Below are 15,675 nucleotides of genomic sequence, written 5' to 3' on the forward strand. Positions count from 1 at the left end.
TGTCGTGCGATGGGGTGCCCGCGCCGCTATACGCTTTCCCCGGGTCCCTGGTCCCCGGTCCCCGGTCCCGACTCACACATCACGCACCACCACCAGATCGTCCCGATGAATCACATTCTCCCCATAGTTGTACCCCAGGATCGATTCGATGTCGCGCGAGTGGCGGCGGGCGATGCGGCGCACGTCGGCGGCCGAGTACTGGCTGACGCCGCGCGCCAGGCAGCGTTCGCCGGCGGCGTCGCGCAGGCGCACTTCGACCATGTCGCCGCGGCGGAAATCGCCTTCGGCGCCGGCCACGCCGCCGGGCAGCAGCGAGGCGCCCCTGTCGGCCAGCGCGGCGGCGGCGCCGGCGTCGACCAGGATCGCGCCGGGTTCGACCGGCACCTGCCGCAGCCAGTACTTGCGCGCGGCGATGCGGGTGCGCGCAGGATGGATGCGGGTGCCGTGCAGGCGGTCCTGGGCCAGGCCGCGCACCACCTCGGCGCTGCGGCCGTTGAACAGGTAGGTCTCGATGCCGGCGGCGCCGGCCCTGGCCGCGGCCTCCAGCTTGGTGCGCATGCCGCCGGTGCCGACGCTGCTGCCGCTGCCGCCGGCCATCGCCAGCACCGCCGCGGTCAGTTCGGTCACCTCGTCCAGCGGCTGCGCATGCGGATCGCTGCGCGGGTCGGCGGTGTACAGACCGTCGATGTCGGTGGCGATGAACAGCGCGTCGGCATCGACCAGCGCGGCGACGATCGCGGCAAGGTTGTCGTTGTCGCCGAGCTTGAGTTCGTCCACCGATACGGTGTCGTTCTCGTTGACCACCGGCAGCGCGCCCAGCCGCAGCAGTTCGCCCAGGGTGGCGCGCGCGTTGAGATAGCGGCGGCGGTTGCGCAGGTCGTCGTGGGTCAGCAGTACCTGCGCCACCGGGCGCTCGAAGAAGCGCTGCCACAGCGCGATCAGCTGCGCCTGGCCGAGCGCGGCCAGCGCCTGCCGCGCGGCGATTGCCGCGCCGGCTTCGGCGGCGCGCGGCAGGATCGCGCGGCCGGCGGCGACCGCGCCGGAGGACACGATCACCAGTTCGCGCCCCGCCGCCAGGTTGGCCGAGACGAACTGCGCCAGCCCCAGCGCGTAGCGCGGCGACAGTCCACCACCGCCATCGGCGGCGAGCAGGCTGCTGCCGACCTTGAGCACCGCGCGCCGCCACGGCGGCAGGCGTTGTTCGGCGAAGGGCGATGGCGTCTGCGGGGTCATGGGATCAGCGCGTGTTCCATTCGTGGACGGTGAGTTCGGAGCAGTCGTGGATCGCCAGCGGATCGGCCGCCACGATCGCCTGCGCCTGGGCCAGGTCGTCCACGCCCTGCAGCAGGTAGGCGCCGCCGCTGCGGTCGCTGAAACCGCCGGTCAGCGCCAGCAGGCCGCGCGCGCGCAGTGCGTCGAGGAAGGCCAGATGCGGGGCGACCACGGTCTCGTCGAAACTCGGCTTGCGCATCGCCAGAACCAGGTAGTGCTTCATCCTACGGTGTTCCTTCTGCATCGGTTCGAATGTTTGGCATCTTCGCAGCACACCGCGGCGAACGCGTTTTGTAAGAGGGGCTTCAGCCCCGACGCCGTACCGGTGGGCGTCGGGGCTGAAGCCCCTCCTACAGGATCACGCGCCCAGCGCCTGCCAGCGCGCTTGCAGGTCGGCCAGGCGCAGGTCGGCGGCGGCGCCGGGCGAAACCCGCGCGGCCAGGCTGCCTTCCGGCGTGCGGCCCTGCCCTGCGCTGTCCGACGCGGCGGCGGCGGCCTGGTAGGCCTCGCGGAACGGCACGCCGGCCAGCGCCGCCTCGACCGCGACGTCGGTGGCGTACATGCCCGAGTCGATCGCCGCGCGCAGCCTGTCTTCGCGCCACTCCAGGTTGGCCAGCAATGCCGGCAGCAGCTCCAGCGCGGCCAGGCCGCGGCCGAAGCCGTGGAAGATCGCGCCCTTGCTGCTCTGCAGGTCGCGGTGGTAGCCGGACGGCAGCGACAGCAACTGCTCGATCTCGGTGCGCGCGGCGGCCACGCTGGCGTGGGTGGCGCGCATCAGTTCGATCACGTCCGGGTTGCGCTTGTTGGGCATGATCGAGCTGCCGGTGGTGTACTGCGCCGGCAACGCGACGAAGCCGAACTCGCCGCTGGTGAACAGCGACAGGTCCCAGGCCAGCCGGCGCAGGTCCAGGGTCGCGCTGCCCAGCGCTTCCAGCGCGGCCATCTCGAACTTGCCGCGCGAGAGCTGCGCGTAGATCGGGCTCACCTGCATGCGCGCGAAGCCGAGCGCGGCGGTGGTGTGTTCGCGATCGAGCTTGAGGTTGACGCCGTAGCCGGCGGCGGTGCCGAGCGGATTGGCGTCGATCAGGCGCAACGTGTCGCTGGCGCGGATCGCATCGTCGATGAAGGCTTCGGCCCAGCCCGCCCACCACATCCCGGCCGAGGACACCACGGCGCGCTGGATATGGGTGTAGCCCGGCAGCGGCAGCGCCTGCTCGGCCTGCGCGCGGTCCAGCGCGACCTTGGCGATCTCGCGGCTCAGCTGCGCCAGTTGCGCCAGCCGTTCCTTCAGCCACAGCCGGGTGGCGACCAGGATCTGATCATTGCGGCTGCGCCCGGTGTGGATCTTGCGGCCGGCATCGCCCAGGCGCTCGGTCAGCCGCGCCTCGATCGCCGAATGGCCGTCCTCGAAGCGCTCGTCGAGCACGAACGCACCGCTGCGGAAGTCCTCGGCGAGGATCGCCAACTCGCGCTGCAGCCCGGCCAGTTCGTCGGCCGACAGGATGCCGATGCGCTGCAGGCCTTCGGCATGCGCGCCGCTGGCGGCGATGTCGTGCAGGAAGAACTCGCGGTCCAGGATCACGTCATCGCCGGCCAGGAAGGCCTGGATCTTGGCGTCGACGGCGACGCCGGGTTTTTGCCAGAGGAGGTTGGTCATTGGGGGTCCTTATGGGGACCAGGGACCCGGGACCGGGGACCCGGAAAAGCAGGAGCGCGTGCTCTTGCTTTTCCGGGTCCCCGGTCCCCGGTCACCGGTCCCGTTGATCACAGCGGGATCGCGGTCAGCTCGTCCAAGCCGAGCGCCAGGTTCAGATTCTGCATCGCCTGCGTCGCCGCGCCCTTGAGCAAGTTGTCCAGGGTCGCCACCAGCACCAGGCGCTTGTTGCCCGGGGCCAGGGTGAAGCCGCCGATCTGCACGCCGTGCCTGCCGGCGATGCGGCTGACCCATGGCGCTTCGTCGAGTACCTCGATCAGCGGTTCGCCGGCGTAGCGCTCGCGGTAGCGACGCTGGATCGCGTCCAGCGCCAGCGGTTGCTGCAGCCACAGGTTCACGGTCATGGTGATGCCGCGGAAATGCGCCGCCACGTGCGGCATGAACTCCACCGGCACGCCGAGTTGCGCGGACACTTCGCGCTCGTGCATGTGGTCGGTCAGCGCGTACGGCATCAGGTTGTCGCGCAGCAGCTCCGGGTTGTTCTTGTCCGACGGCGTGGTGCCGGCGCCGGAATAGCCGGACACGCCGAAGCACTGCGGCGGGCCGGCCAGCTGGTCGAGCAGCGGTGCGATCGCCAGCTGCATCGCCGTGGCGTAGCAGCCGGGATTGCTGATCCGCTTCTGCCCGGCGTAGCGGTCGCGGGTCAGTTCCGGCAGGCCGTAGTACCAGGCCGGGTCGAAGCGGTAGTCGGCCGACAGGTCGACCACGACCGGATCGACCGCGGCCGGATCGGCGACCAGCGCCGCATCCAGCGCGGCGACGTAGGGCGCGGCCTTGCCGTTGGGCAGCGCCAGCACCACCGCGTCGGCCTGCTTGGCCGCGGCCGCGTCGGCGTCCAGGTTCTCGTAGCGCAGCTCGCCCTGGTAGTCGCGGCTGTGCTCGGCCACGCGCTGGCCGGCCAGCTCGCGCGATGAGACGAACGCCAGCTGCAGCTGCGGATGCGCGGCGACCAGCTTGATCAGTTCGGCGCCGGTATGGCCGCGCGCGCCGACGATGCCGACGCCATAGGTCTTGGTAGTCATGTATGCGAGTCCAGGCGGAACTGCAGGTGGCGTTTCACCCCGGCCCATTCCGTGTCGATGATGGAGAACACCACGGTGTCGCGCGGGGTGCCGTCGGCGTGGCGCTTGTGGTTGCGCAGCACGCCGTCCTGCTTGGCGCCGAGCCGGGCGATGGCGGTGCGCGAGGTATGGTTGAACCAACTGGTCTCGAAGCCGACGCTGATGCACTGCAGGGCCTCGAACGCGTACTGCAGCAGCATGCGCTTGACCTCGGTATTGACCCCGCTGCGCTGCACCCGCGGCGCGTACCAGGTGTAGCCGATCAGCAGCGTCGGCACCTCGGCGTCGAGCCCGTAGAAACGCGTGCTGCCGACCACCGTGCCGGCCGCATCGCGCACCACGAACGGCAGCACGCGGCCCTGCGCCTGCGCGTCCAGCGCGGCGGCCACGTAGCCCTCGACCTGGTCCGGCGCCGGCACGCTGGTGTACCACAGCCGCTCCAGGCCGCTGCCGTGCAGCGCCGTGCGCAAGGCGTCGGCATGCGCGGCCTGCAACGGCTCCAGCGACGCATGCAGGCCCTGCAGAGTCGGCACCTCGCGCCACAGCGCAGGCAGCAATTCCAGGCTCATCGCGCTCAGCCCAGCAGGGTTGGCGTGCGAGTGGCGCAATGCGCCACGCAGTGCTGGATCTGCTCGAAGTCCTCCAGTCCGTACCAGAACACCTTCCACTTCTCCTGCTTGAAGCAGCCGTCGGACTCGGCGTAGTAGAAGATGTTGACCTGGTTGTTGTGGCGCGAACGCCAGAACAGCTGCGGGGTCTCCTCGCGCATCACGTTCCACACCGCGCGGCCCAGGCCCTCGCCCTGCGCGTCGTCGAGCACCGCGAACTTGTCCAGGTAGGTGTAGCCATCCTCGTCGGTCAGGATCACCGCGGCGCGGTAGTTCTCGCTGACATAGGCGCGCAGCAGCCGGGTCTTGTCGAAATAGTCCGGCACCAGGGTGCGGCCGAAGCTGGATTCGATCAGCGACTGCAGCCGCGGCGTATCCAGCTCGTTCCACGCCGTGGCGCGCAGCACCTTCTCGCCGCGCCGCACCAGCGTGCCGGAGCCCTTGTGGGTGAACAGCTCCTTGGCCAGGTCGGCCGGGCGCGTGATCGACACCGACGACTCCAGCGGCAGCCGGTCCAGCAGGTCTTTGATCTGCTCGATCTTGACCCGCATGCCGCCGTTGATCCACGGCTGCTGCATCAGGGTGTCGTATTCGGTGGACAGGTTGATCGAGTCGATCACCCTGCCCTGCTCGTCGAGCAGCCCGCCGGTGCCGGTGAGGAAGATGATCTTGTACGGCTGCAGTTCCTGCACCAGTTCGTTGGCGGCGAAGTCGGCGTTGATGTTGAGGATCTGCCCGCTCGGGGTTTCGCCCAGGCTGGTGATCACCGGGATCGAGCCGGCCTGCAGGCTGGCCTCGATCGGCGCCAGGTTGACCGCCTTGACCTCGCCGACCAGGCCGTAGGTGTCGCGGTCCAGGTACTGCGCCTCGAACACCCCGCCGGTGATCGAGGTGGCGCGCGCGCCGTTCTGCTGCAGCGCCTCGACCAGCTTGAGGTTGGAGGCCTGGAACACCTTGCGCACGATCGCCAGCGCTTCGGGCGAGGTCACGCGCAGGCCGTTGACGGTCTGCTTCTCGATCCCGGCCGCCGACAGTTCCGCGTCCAGCTGCGGACCGGCGCCGTGCAGCACGATCGGTGTCAGCCCGACTTCCTGCAGGAACGACAGCGACGAGGTCAGCGCCTCCAGGTCGTCGCGCAGCACCGCACCGCCGACCTTGACCACGGCGAAACGCTTGGCGTCCAGCTGCGAGAAACGCTTGAGGTACTGGCTGATCTCCTTGGCGCTGGCCATGCTCGAGAGCAGGCGGACGATGGTCTGGCGGGTTTGCTTGTTGGCGTGCATGGCGGCGATGGCGGTTCCGAAAGAATCCAGATGAACGGGGTGCGGGCGGCTCGACGGCGCGGGCCGAAACGAAGCGAAGCGCGGCTCAGCGCGCGCCGTTGATGATGCGGTTCACCGACGTCGCGTAACCCTGCAGTTGCTCCAGCGTCACGAATTCGTCAGCCGTGTGCGCCTGGGCGATGTCGCCCGGACCGTAGACCAGGGCGATGTAGCCGCCGGCCGAGAACAGCGAGGCTTCGGTCCAGAAGTCCACCGCATTGCCGATCGGCAGGTGCAGCGCATCGGCGACGTCGCGCGCGGCCAGGCGCTTGTCCTCGGCGTGCGCGATCTCTCCGCTGGGCAGGCTCGGCCCGCGGAAGGTCTCCTCGAACTGCGCGGCGGCCGGATCGGCGAAACCGGCGAAGGTGGCCAGCAGCGCGTCCACGTCCATCGACGGCAGCGGCCGGAAGCCGAAGCGCAGCTCGGCCGCCGGCGCAATCATGTTGGCCTTGATGCCGCCTTCGACCCGGCCGATGTTGAAGCGCAACCCGGTCAGGCCGCCGAAGCGCGCATGCGCCAGCGTCTCGACATGGTCCAGCGCCTGCGCGCCCCAGCGCATCGCCTGGTGCAGCGCGCTGGCCGACGGATCCTGCTTGCCCGATGCATGCCCGGCGCGGCCGGCGAAGCGCATCAGCACCGAACTGATACCGCGATGCGCCAGCACCGCCTCGCCCATGGTCGGTTCGGCCACCAGCACCGCTTCGTAGGGAATGGCGCGCGCCAGGAACGCAGCGATGCAGCGCGGATCGTTGGCCTCCTCGTCGCTGGAGAACAGGAACGCGGCATCGCCGTCGCCGGCATTGGCCGCGGCCAGCAGCGCCGCGGCCGCGCCCTTGATGTCGCACACGCCCAGGCCGACCACGCGGTCGTCGCTGCGACGCATGACGTGCGGGTCGGCGCTCCAGTGCGGCGAATCCGGCACCGTGTCCAGGTGCACGTTGAACAGATACTTCGGCGTGCCGCGCACCGCGTACAGGCTGACCGCACCGGCGCCGTGATCGATGACCTCGACCTGGAACCCGGGCAGCTGCGCGCGCAGGTAGTCGAAGATGCCATCGGTGCCGATCGCGCGCGGCGGATTGCGGGTGTCGAAGGACACCAGCTGCTGCAGGTGCGCGAGGGTGGATTCGAGCAGATCGGTCATGTCGGTTCGATCGATGGGCCGCGGCGACGGCCTGGCAGAAAAAGGCAGAGGAGCCCCTTCTCCCACCGGGAGAAGGTGCCCCGCAGGGGCGGATGAGGGTACGGGCGAAGCCTGGTGAACCGAATCTCGCCTGAGCGGGTGAAGGTGCGGAAAGCTTGCGCGGTCTAAATGTTGCGAGGCTTCGCACGTACCCTCACCCCAACCCCTCTCCCGGAGGGAGAGGGGCTTTAGGCTCAGCGATTGACCTGGGCGTACAACGTCGAGCTCATCCCGAACAGCTTGATGAAGCCTTCCGCCTCGGCCACGCCCCAGTCCGCCGACTGCGCGTAGGTGGCGCCCTTGGCGTTGAGCAGGTGCGGCGACTTCACCGCCACCGCGTCGACGCGGCCGCCGCGGGTCTCCAGCGTCACCTCGCCGTTGACCTTGGCCTGCGAGGAATCCAGGAACGCCTCCAGGTCGGTCTTCAGCGGATCGTGATAGAAGCCTTCGTAGACCAGCTCCACCCACTTGCGCGCCACGTCCGGCTTGAAGCGGTTCTGCTGCTTGGTCAGCACCGCGTCTTCCAGCGCGCGGTGCGCGGCCAGCAGCGCGATCAGGCCCGGCGCCTCGAACACGATGCGGCCCTTCAGCCCGATCACGGTGTCGCCGGTGTACATGCCGCGGCCCACGCCGTACGGGGCGAACAGCTTGTTGAGCTTGGCCAGCAGCTTGGCGCCTTCCAGCGGCTTGCCGTCCACCGCCACCGCTTCGCCGTGCTCGAACTTCACCGTTACCGTCAGCGGCTCGATCGGCCATGCGCTGCGCGGCGCGCACCAGCCGCGGGTGCCCTCGCCCGGCGCTTCCCAGCGGTCGATCTCGCCGCCGGACATGGTCACGCCGAGCAGGTTCTCGTTGATCGTGTAGGCCTTCTGCTTGGCGCGGACGCCGAAGCCGCGCTCTTCCAGGTACTTCTGCTCGTAGGCGCGGGTCTGGGTGTGCTCCTTCTGGATCTCGCGGATCGGCGCCACGATCTCGTAATCGCCCAGCGCCTTGACCGCCAGGTCGAAGCGCACCTGGTCGTTGCCCATGCCGGTGCAGCCGTGCGCGATGACCTTGGTGCCCAGCTCGTCGGCGCGCTTGAGCGCGGCATCGACGATCAGGTAGCGGTCGGACACCAGCAACGGGTACTGGCCCTGGTAGCCCTCGCCGGCCCACACGAACGGTTTGACGAAACCGCTCCAGATCGCCGGGCCGCCATCGACGGTGACGTGGCTGGCCGCGCCCAGTTCGGCGGCGCGCTTCTCGATGAAGTCGCGCTCCTCGTCGTCCACCCCGCCGGTGTCGGCGAACACCGTGTGCACGGCATAGCCCTTGTCCTGCAGATAGGGAATGCAGAAGCTGGTGTCCAGGCCGCCGGAGAAGGCCAGGACGATGTCCTTGGTGCCGGGAGTGGAGATTGGGGATTCGGGATTCGTAGAAGCGGTTTGCTGCGACATGGGGGAGTCTCTCTGCGGTTGACTAAATTAAGAGCGGGAAGGGAGGTCGCCGTTGCGAATCCCCAATCCCGAATCACGAATCCCGGCGGCCCTGGCCCACCAGGGCCGCCATGATCGCCTTCTGCACATGCAGCCGGTTCTCGGCCTCGTCGATGGCGATGCAGTTGGGCGAATCCATCACCGCGTCGGTGGCCTTGACGTTGCGGCGCAGCGGCAGACAGTGCGAGAACACGCCATTGTTGGTCAGCGCCATCTTGCGCTCGTCGACGATGAAGTGCTGGTACTGGTCGCGGATCGGCTTCTCCGGGCCCCAGTTGCCGAAGAACGGCAGCGCGCCCCAGCTCTTGGCGTAGACCACGTCGGCGCCGGCGTAGGCGCTGTCGGTGTCGTGACTGACGGTCAGCGAGCCGCCGCTCTCGGCCACGTTCTGCGCCGCCCAGCCCATGTAGCGCTCGTCCAGCACGTAGTCCGGGGTCGGGCACAGCAGGGTCACGTCCATGCCCAGCCGGGTGGCGATGGTCAGCGCCGAATTGGCCACCGCGGTGTTCAGCGGCTTGGGGTGGTAGGTCCAGGTCAGCACGTACTTCTTGCCGCGCAGGTCCTGGGTGCCGAAATGCTCCTGCAGCGCCAGCGCGTGCGCCAGCTCCTGGCACGGATGGGTGATGGTCTCCATGTTGATCACCGGCACCGGCGAATACTTGGCGAAGCTCTTCAGCACCTGGTCCTCGCGGTCCTTGGACCAGTCCACGAACTTCGGGAACGCGCGCACCCCGATCAGGTCGACATACCGGCCCAGCACCCGCGCCACCTCGGCGATGTGCTCCTCGGTGTCGCCGTCCATCACCGTGCCCAGCTCGAATTCGATCGGCCAGGCGTCCTTGCCCGGCTGCAGCACCACCGCATGCCCACCCAGCTGGAACGCGCCCAACTCGAAACTGGTGCGGGTGCGCATCGACGGGTTGAAGAACACCAGCGCGATCGACTTGCCCTTCAGCTCGCTGCCCAGCCGGTTGCGCTTGAACAGCGCGGCCTGGGTCAACAGCGCATCCAGCTCGGCCCGGCTCCAGTCCTGGGTGTTCAAGAAGTGCTTCAGAGACATCGATCCATCCTTTGCTGCGTGGAGCCACCGGGCGGTGGCGTGCGCGGGACGCGCGGTTAGTTCTTTACGGGTGAAACCTTTCCGGGGCATGAAAACGAAAAAACCCAGCCTCGGGCTGGGTTTTCAGAACGAACGGCACAGCGCTCCGGTTACCCAGCCAGGATGTGGGATTCCGGTCGGCGCGCGCGCGACGTCATGCCCGAGGCCATGCGGGCGGCGCTGAGATCGTGCTGGGGCAGGTTCGCTTTCATCGGCGCGCATCCTCGCACGCGCACGCCGCAGGCGCAAGCGCGCGCTCAGCGCGGCGGCACCACGAGCGCATCGGGCACGTACGGCGCCACCGACACGCGGATGCGCAGCCGGTTGCCCGGATCCTCCGGCAGTCGCGAGCGGTACTTGGTGCCCTTGTACACATAGTCCACGTCGTAGGCGATCGGGCGGCGGAACTCGCGGCCGACCTCGACCATGCGGCAGTTGCGCCCGCTCGACGGCGGCGCCGGCGCCGCGGCCGCCACCGGCGCGGGCGCCTCTTCGTGGCGGCGGCTGAAGATGTCCTTCACCGAATCCATCAACCGGTTCAAGCGGCTGTCGTCCTGCGCCGGCTTGGCCGCGGCCGGGGTCGGCGGTGGCGCCTCCACCGGGTCGCACTGCTGCTCGGTGCGGGTCGCGCGCAAAGTCTGGTAGACCGGCTCCACGTTGAGCACCTGCGCGTAGTCGAGCCTGACGTTCTCGATCACCACCACGCGGTTGCGCGTCTCGCTGTCCTGCGCCCAGACCGGCGCCGCGCCGCATGCGAACAGGCCGACCAGCGGCAACAACAGGTACGGACGCATCGGCACCAGGCTTCGAAGGACAGAACGAGCAGTGTAGGCATGGCGCCTTGCGTCGGGCTGAACGCGAGCCTACGCCCAGGCGGCCTGCCCCGACCGGGGCGCCCGGCCATTCGGGACAGGCGTCGCGTGCGCGGCGCGAGGAAGTGAGAGGCAGCGAATGCGTGCCCGCATGCGTTCGATGCGCCGGTCGGACGCACGACAGGCGGCGGCCGCAGCCGCTGCGCGCTGGCTGTCAGGCGCCTGTCGCACTCTGGCCGCTGGTCGGGGTTGGGGCCGCGCATGCCGACTGGGGCCTGCCGGACACGATTCGGCAGCCACGGCAACGGATGAGACGCCCCGGGCCGCTGCCGGTAGAATCGACCGGCTTCCCCACGCCCGATGCCGATGACCCTGCGCCTGCACAACAACCTGACCCGCCGGGTCGACGCCTTCGAACCGCTCGACCCGGTGGCCGGCCCCACGCTGTATGTCTGCGGCCCCACCGTCTACAACTACGCGCACATCGGCAACGCGCGCGGCCCGGTGGTGTTCGACGTGCTCGCCGCGCTGCTGCGCCGCCGCTACGGCGCGCTGCGCTATGCGCGCAACATCACCGACGTGGACGACAAGATCAACGCCGCCGCGCAGGCGCAGGGCGTGCCGATCGCCACCATCACCGACCGCTTCGCCGCCATCTACCGGCAGGACATGGCCGCGCTGGGCGTGACCCCGCCGGACCTGGAGCCGGAGGCCACCGCGCACATCCCGCAGATCGTGGCGATGATCGAACGGCTGGTCGGCAGCGGCCACGCCTACGCCGCGCAGGGCCACGTGCTGTTCGCGGTGGCCAGCTTCGCCGGCTACGGCAAGCTGTCGCGGCGCGACCCGGAGGAGATGCTGGCCGGCGCCCGCGTCGAGGTCGCCCCATACAAGCGCGACCCGGGCGACTTCGTGCTGTGGAAGCCATCCAGCGACGACCTGCCCGGCTGGGATTCGCCGTGGGGCCGCGGCCGCCCGGGCTGGCACATCGAGTGCTCGGCGATGGCCGCCGCGCACCTGGGGCCGACCATCGACATCCATGCCGGCGGCGTGGACCTGCAGTTCCCGCACCACGAGAACGAGATCGCGCAGAGCGAGTGCGCGCACGGCGGCGCCACCTTCGCCCGGTTCTGGCTGCACAACGGCATGCTCAACTTCGGCGGCGCCAAGATGAGCAAGTCGCTGGGCAACATCGAGACCGTGCACGCCCTGATCGCCAGGCACCCGCCCGAAGCGCTGCGCTACGCGCTGCTCAGCGCGCACTACCGGCAGCCGCTGGACTGGTCCGATGCGCTGATCGAGCAATCGGTGCGCACCTTGGACCGGCTGTACGGGACGTTGCGCGACCTGGACGGCATCCAGGCCGCCGCCGCGATTCCGGCGGCCATCGAGGAAGCGCTGGACGACGACCTCAACACGCCGCAGGCGTTGGCCGAAGTGTCGCGGATCGCCGCTGCCGCGCGGCAACTGCTCGCCCCGGCCGGTCCCGATGCAACGCGCGACGCCGCGCTGGAAGCGCAATTGCAGCAGGCCAAGTCCGACCTGCTCGGCGCCGGCCTGGCGCTGGGTCTGCTGCAGCAGACACCGACGGCCTGGTTCAACCGCGGCGCCGAGGACGGCGACGATGCGCGCATCCAGGCCTTGATCGACGAACGCACCGCCGCCAAGAAGAGCCGCGACTTCGCCCGCGCCGACGCGATCCGCCAGCAGCTGGCCACGGAAGGCGTGGTACTGGAAGACACCGCGCAAGGCGTGCGCTGGAAGCGTGGCTGAGCGCTTCCTTCTCCCATCGGGACCACGGCCCCCTTTTCGGGGGAAGGCGGCGCGCAGCGCCGGATGAGGGTACGGGCGAAGCACCTGGCGTCGATTTTTCACGAGGCTGCGCCCGTACCCTCACCCCAACCCCTCTCCCGGAGGGAGAGGGGCTTTACCGCTTGATCTTGGATTTGCGATGACCGATACCGATTTCCCGCTCGATCCCAGTCCTCGAAAAGGCGCGTGCTGGAATCGCAGCCGAGCTCTTTCCTTCTCCCACCGGGAGAAGGTGCCCCGAAGGGGCGGATGAGGGTACGGCAGCGCCGATGAGGCTACGGGGCGTAGCACCTGGCGTCAATTTTTCGCGAGGCTGCGCCCGTACCCTCACCCCAACCCCTCTCCCGGAGGGAGAGGGGCTTTACCGATTGATCTTGGATTTGCGATGACCGATACCGATTTCCCGCTCGAACCCACGCCCGCCGACGCCCAGGCCGCCATCGCCGAAGAATTCGGCTTCTTCGGCGACTGGTCCGAGCGCTACCAATACCTGATCGATCTGGGCCGCAAGCTGCCCGCGTTCCCCGAGGAATGGAAAATCGAGGAGCATCGCCTGCACGGCTGCCAGTCGATGGTCTGGATCGTGCCCGAGGGCGACGCGCAGCGCCTGGTGTTCCATGCGATCAGCGATTCGGCGATCGTCTCCGGGCTGATCTACCTCGCGCTGCGGGTCTACTCCGGGCGCAGCGCCGCCGACATCCTCGCCACCGCGCCGGACTTCGTTGCCGCCATCGGCCTGGGCAAGCACCTGTCGCCGACCCGCAGCAACGGCCTGGCCGCGATCCTGGCGTTCATCCAGGACAGCGCGCGCGCGCAGGCATGAGCGCCCCGCTCCCTCCTGCACAAAGTCTGCGCACGCTGCTGGCGCATCCCGGCTTCGCGCTGGTGCTGGCCTACCGCATCTGCACGATGCTGTCCTACCAGATCGTCGCGGTCACGGTCGGTTGGCACATCTACGAGATCACCCGCAATCCGTTCTCGCTGGGGCTGATCGGGCTGGCCGAGATCCTGCCGTTCTTCTGCATCGCGCCGTTCGCCGGCTACCTGGTCGATCACCTGCCGCGGCGCCGGCTGGGCATGCTCGCCAGCCTGGGCCTGGTCGCGACCGCAGGGGTGCTGACCGCGCTGACCCGTGGCTGGCTGCCGATGCACGGCGTATGGCCGATCTACGCCGCGATCGCGCTGACCGGCGCCGCGCGCGCGTTCCTGTCGCCGGTGTACAACGCGCTGTTCGCGCGCGCCCTGCCGCGCGAGGCCTATGCGCGTGGCGCCAGCATCGGCAGCGTGGTGTTCCAGACCGGCATGGTGATCGGGCCGGCGCTGGGCGGGGTGCTGGTCGGCTGGGGCGGCAAGGGCCTGTCCTACGGCGTGGCGATGGCGGTGGCCTGCGTGGCGATGCTGGCGCTGTTCCTGCTGCGCGTCGCCGAGCCAGTCAACGACGGCCCGCGCGCGCCGATCTTCCGCAGCATCGCCGAAGGCGCGCAGTTCGTGTTCTCCAACCAGATCATGCTCGGCGCGATGGCGCTGGACATGTTCTCGGTGCTGCTCGGCGGCGCGGTGTCGATGCTGCCGGCCTTCATCCACGAGATCCTGCACTACGGTCCCGAGGGCCTGGGCATCCTGCGCGGCGCGCCGGCGCTGGGTTCGGTGCTGGTCGGTCTGTGGCTGGCGCGGCGCCCGCTGCAGCGCAACGCCGGCCGCATCCTGCTGCTGGCGGTGGCCGGTTTCGGCCTGTGCACCATCGCCTTCGGCCTGTCGCGGCATTTCTGGCTGTCGGCGGCGATCCTGCTGGCCTACGGCATGTGCGACGGCGTGTCGGTGATCGTACGCTCGACCATCCTGCAGCTGGCCACGCCGGATGCGATGCGCGGGCGGGTGTCCTCGATCAGCGGCATCTTCATCGGCTCGTCGAACGAGCTGGGCGCGTTCTACGACGGTGTCATGGCGCGACTGGTCGGCCTGGTGCCGGCGGTGGTGATCGGCGGTTGCGTGACCCTGGGCGTGGTCGCGACCACCGCCTGGAAGGCGCCGAAACTGCGCAAGCTGGACCTGCGCGAACTGCAATGACGGCGTGCTAGCGGCGCGCCGCTCAGCGCGCCGCCGCCGCCGCGTCCGCGCGCTCGTCGGCAGCCCATGCCGCGGCGCAGTCGGGCAGGTCCGCCGGCTGGGTCAGCCCGCCCTTGCCGGCCAGGAACCGGCACGTCGCCGCGAACACCGCCGGCACCGCCCTGGAGCGGATCGGCGAGGCCAGCACGTGGTTGCCGGCCTCCGGAAAATCCACCGCCTGGCGCAGCGCCTTCGGCGTGCCCAGCTGCGCGAACATCGCCTGCATCGCCGCCACCGATACCGTCGCGTCCTGCTGCTGCGCGTCGCGATAGTAGTAGCCGAGGAACACCGGCACATGGATCCGCGCATAGGTCGCCGGCAGCATGCCGCCGCGGGTCAGCGCGGCCAGCGCGCGGTAGCCGTCGACGTGGGTGGCGTCGGCCCAGTAGCCGCTGTCGACCGGATAGCGCATGACCGGATCGCCGCCGTTGCGCGACCACAGCAGCAACTGCGCGCCCCACGGCCACAGCAGCGGCTGCAGTTGCTCGCCGTGCTCGCGCACCAGCGGCGACCACAGCACCAGGGCCTGCACCTGCTGCGGATGCGCAGCCACGATCTGCAGCGCCAGCGCGCCGCCCATCGAATTGCCGATCACCACCACCCGCCGGCCCAGTACCCGCGCCACCGCCAGCGCCTCGGCCGCGCCGCCGAGCAGGCGCGGCGCATCTACGCCGCGCAAGGCGTCGGCGGCGGCCAGGCCGTGCCCCGGCAACCGCGGCAGGTACAGATTGCAGCCGAAGCTGCGCGCCAGGCGCAGATGGGTGGGGGCGCCCTCGCCCTGGCTGGCGGTGAAGCCGTGCAGGTAGACGATGGCGCAATCGCGCTGCCCCGGATGCGCCGGGTCGGCCCAGACGATACGCGCCTGGTTGTCCTTGCGCAGGCCCGGGGTAGCCCGTTCGCGCGCGTCCAGCCAGGCCTGCAGCGCAAGCGGATCCTGCGGCACGCTCGGCATCGCGACCTGCGGCAGCGCCGAATCGACCCGCGGCCCGAGCGCCAGCGCCGCCAGCAGCACCAGCACGATCAGCAGCGGCCAGCGCAGCCTGCGCCATTTGCCGCCGCGCCCCTCGCGCGTGCCAGGCCGCCGCGCAGCGCGCACGGATGCACGGCTCATGCGCATGCTCCCGCGGCCCGACGCGGACAGCGCCGCGCCCACGTCGGCGTCCCCGTCCGCTGGTGCTGCGCCGCGCGTCCCCTACGCGCGACGATGCAGC

14 protein-coding genes are annotated in these 15,675 nt (G+C 69.8%); 3 read left to right on the top strand and 11 right to left on the bottom strand.

Annotated features, from left to right (window positions below; all coding sequences use genetic code 11):
* Window positions 1-72: 72 nt before the first annotated feature.
* The 10 genes from proB to VDQ83_RS13015 form a co-directional block, all read right to left on the bottom strand.
* Entirely contained in the window at window positions 73-1,233 is a 1,161-nt protein-coding gene (proB, locus tag VDQ83_RS12970; RefSeq protein ID WP_455435254.1) for a glutamate 5-kinase, read from the bottom strand.
* 4 nt (window positions 1,234-1,237) lie between these two features.
* Window positions 1,238-1,495: a YciI family protein gene (locus VDQ83_RS12975; protein ID WP_455435255.1), complete on the bottom strand. Its 258-nt coding sequence runs from the start codon at window positions 1,493-1,495 to the stop codon at window positions 1,238-1,240.
* A gap of 135 nt (window positions 1,496-1,630) precedes the next feature.
* Window positions 1,631-2,929: an argininosuccinate lyase gene (gene argH / locus VDQ83_RS12980; protein ID WP_455435256.1), complete on the bottom strand. Its 1,299-nt coding sequence runs from the start codon at window positions 2,927-2,929 to the stop codon at window positions 1,631-1,633.
* A 107-nt stretch (window positions 2,930-3,036) separates the two neighbouring features.
* Window positions 3,037-4,008, bottom strand: coding sequence for an N-acetyl-gamma-glutamyl-phosphate reductase (gene argC, locus VDQ83_RS12985; protein ID WP_455435257.1), 972 nt, complete (start codon window positions 4,006-4,008; stop codon window positions 3,037-3,039).
* Window positions 4,005-4,616 carry a GNAT family N-acetyltransferase gene (locus VDQ83_RS12990; protein WP_309914837.1) on the bottom strand — a complete coding sequence of 204 codons (612 nt, stop codon included), beginning with the start codon at window positions 4,614-4,616 and terminating at the stop codon, window positions 4,005-4,007. The genes argC and VDQ83_RS12990 overlap by 4 nt, the downstream gene beginning before the upstream one ends.
* A 5-nt stretch (window positions 4,617-4,621) precedes the next feature.
* Window positions 4,622-5,938: an acetylglutamate kinase gene (locus VDQ83_RS12995; RefSeq protein WP_455435258.1), complete on the bottom strand. Its 1,317-nt coding sequence runs from the start codon at window positions 5,936-5,938 to the stop codon at window positions 4,622-4,624.
* 85 nt (window positions 5,939-6,023) lie between these two features.
* On the bottom strand, window positions 6,024-7,121 hold the full coding sequence (locus tag VDQ83_RS13000) for an acetylornithine deacetylase (protein WP_455435259.1): 1,098 nt from the start codon (window positions 7,119-7,121) through the stop codon (window positions 6,024-6,026).
* 233 nt (window positions 7,122-7,354) lie between these two features.
* Window positions 7,355-8,596 (bottom strand): argininosuccinate synthase, encoded by a 1,242-nt coding sequence (locus VDQ83_RS13005; protein WP_263397965.1) that lies wholly within the window; start codon window positions 8,594-8,596, stop codon window positions 7,355-7,357.
* A 73-nt stretch (window positions 8,597-8,669) separates the two neighbouring features.
* Entirely contained in the window at window positions 8,670-9,695 is a 1,026-nt protein-coding gene (locus tag VDQ83_RS13010; protein ID WP_309914824.1) for an N-acetylornithine carbamoyltransferase, read from the bottom strand.
* A gap of 296 nt (window positions 9,696-9,991) precedes the next feature.
* Window positions 9,992-10,528 (bottom strand): hypothetical protein, encoded by a 537-nt coding sequence (locus VDQ83_RS13015; protein WP_455435299.1) that lies wholly within the window; start codon window positions 10,526-10,528, stop codon window positions 9,992-9,994.
* A gap of 384 nt (window positions 10,529-10,912) precedes the next feature.
* On the opposite strand from VDQ83_RS13015, the gene cysS reads away from it, so the two are divergent.
* The 3 genes from cysS (at window position 10,913) to VDQ83_RS13030 (ending at window position 14,425) form a co-directional block, all read left to right on the top strand.
* Entirely contained in the window at window positions 10,913-12,319 is a 1,407-nt protein-coding gene (gene cysS / locus VDQ83_RS13020) for a cysteine--tRNA ligase (RefSeq protein WP_455435260.1), read from the top strand.
* Window positions 12,320-12,743: 424 nt separating this feature from the next.
* Window positions 12,744-13,181 carry a SufE family protein gene (locus VDQ83_RS13025; protein ID WP_263397962.1) on the top strand — a complete coding sequence of 146 codons (438 nt, stop codon included), beginning with the start codon at window positions 12,744-12,746 and terminating at the stop codon, window positions 13,179-13,181.
* Window positions 13,178-14,425 carry an MFS transporter gene (locus tag VDQ83_RS13030; RefSeq protein WP_455435261.1) on the top strand — a complete coding sequence of 416 codons (1,248 nt, stop codon included), beginning with the start codon at window positions 13,178-13,180 and terminating at the stop codon, window positions 14,423-14,425. The genes VDQ83_RS13025 and VDQ83_RS13030 overlap by 4 nt, the downstream gene beginning before the upstream one ends.
* Before the next feature lie 22 nt (window positions 14,426-14,447).
* Here VDQ83_RS13030 and VDQ83_RS13035 read toward each other — a convergent pair whose 3' ends face one another.
* Entirely contained in the window at window positions 14,448-15,575 is a 1,128-nt protein-coding gene (locus tag VDQ83_RS13035; protein ID WP_455435262.1) for an alpha/beta hydrolase, read from the bottom strand.
* Window positions 15,576-15,675: the final 100 nt, after the last annotated feature.

The sequence above is a fragment of the Xanthomonas sp. WHRI 7945 genome, from assembly GCF_035026585.1.

Bases quoted from the DNA above. Each gene is read 5' to 3' on its own strand.
- VDQ83_RS13025 (WP_263397962.1), top strand. From the start codon at position 12,744: ATGACCGATACCGATTTCCCGCTCGAACCCACGCCCGCCGACGCCCAG.
- argH (WP_455435256.1), bottom strand. From the start codon at position 2,929: ATGACCAACCTCCTCTGGCAAAAACCCGGCGTCGCCGTCGACGCCAAG.
- VDQ83_RS13035 (WP_455435262.1), bottom strand. From the start codon at position 15,575: ATGAGCCGTGCATCCGTGCGCGCTGCGCGGCGGCCTGGCACGCGCGAG.
- proB (WP_455435254.1), bottom strand. From the start codon at position 1,233: ATGACCCCGCAGACGCCATCGCCCTTCGCCGAACAACGCCTGCCGCCG.
- VDQ83_RS12990 (WP_309914837.1), bottom strand. From the start codon at position 4,616: ATGAGCCTGGAATTGCTGCCTGCGCTGTGGCGCGAGGTGCCGACTCTG.
- VDQ83_RS12975 (WP_455435255.1), bottom strand. From the start codon at position 1,495: ATGAAGCACTACCTGGTTCTGGCGATGCGCAAGCCGAGTTTCGACGAG.
- VDQ83_RS13005 (WP_263397965.1), bottom strand. From the start codon at position 8,596: ATGTCGCAGCAAACCGCTTCTACGAATCCCGAATCCCCAATCTCCACT.
- VDQ83_RS13015 (WP_455435299.1), bottom strand. From the start codon at position 10,528: ATGCGTCCGTACCTGTTGTTGCCGCTGGTCGGCCTGTTCGCATGCGGC.
- cysS (WP_455435260.1), top strand. From the start codon at position 10,913: ATGACCCTGCGCCTGCACAACAACCTGACCCGCCGGGTCGACGCCTTC.
- VDQ83_RS13000 (WP_455435259.1), bottom strand. From the start codon at position 7,121: ATGACCGATCTGCTCGAATCCACCCTCGCGCACCTGCAGCAGCTGGTG.
- argC (WP_455435257.1), bottom strand. From the start codon at position 4,008: ATGACTACCAAGACCTATGGCGTCGGCATCGTCGGCGCGCGCGGCCAT.
- VDQ83_RS13010 (WP_309914824.1), bottom strand. From the start codon at position 9,695: ATGTCTCTGAAGCACTTCTTGAACACCCAGGACTGGAGCCGGGCCGAG.
- VDQ83_RS13030 (WP_455435261.1), top strand. From the start codon at position 13,178: ATGAGCGCCCCGCTCCCTCCTGCACAAAGTCTGCGCACGCTGCTGGCG.
- VDQ83_RS12995 (WP_455435258.1), bottom strand. From the start codon at position 5,938: ATGCACGCCAACAAGCAAACCCGCCAGACCATCGTCCGCCTGCTCTCG.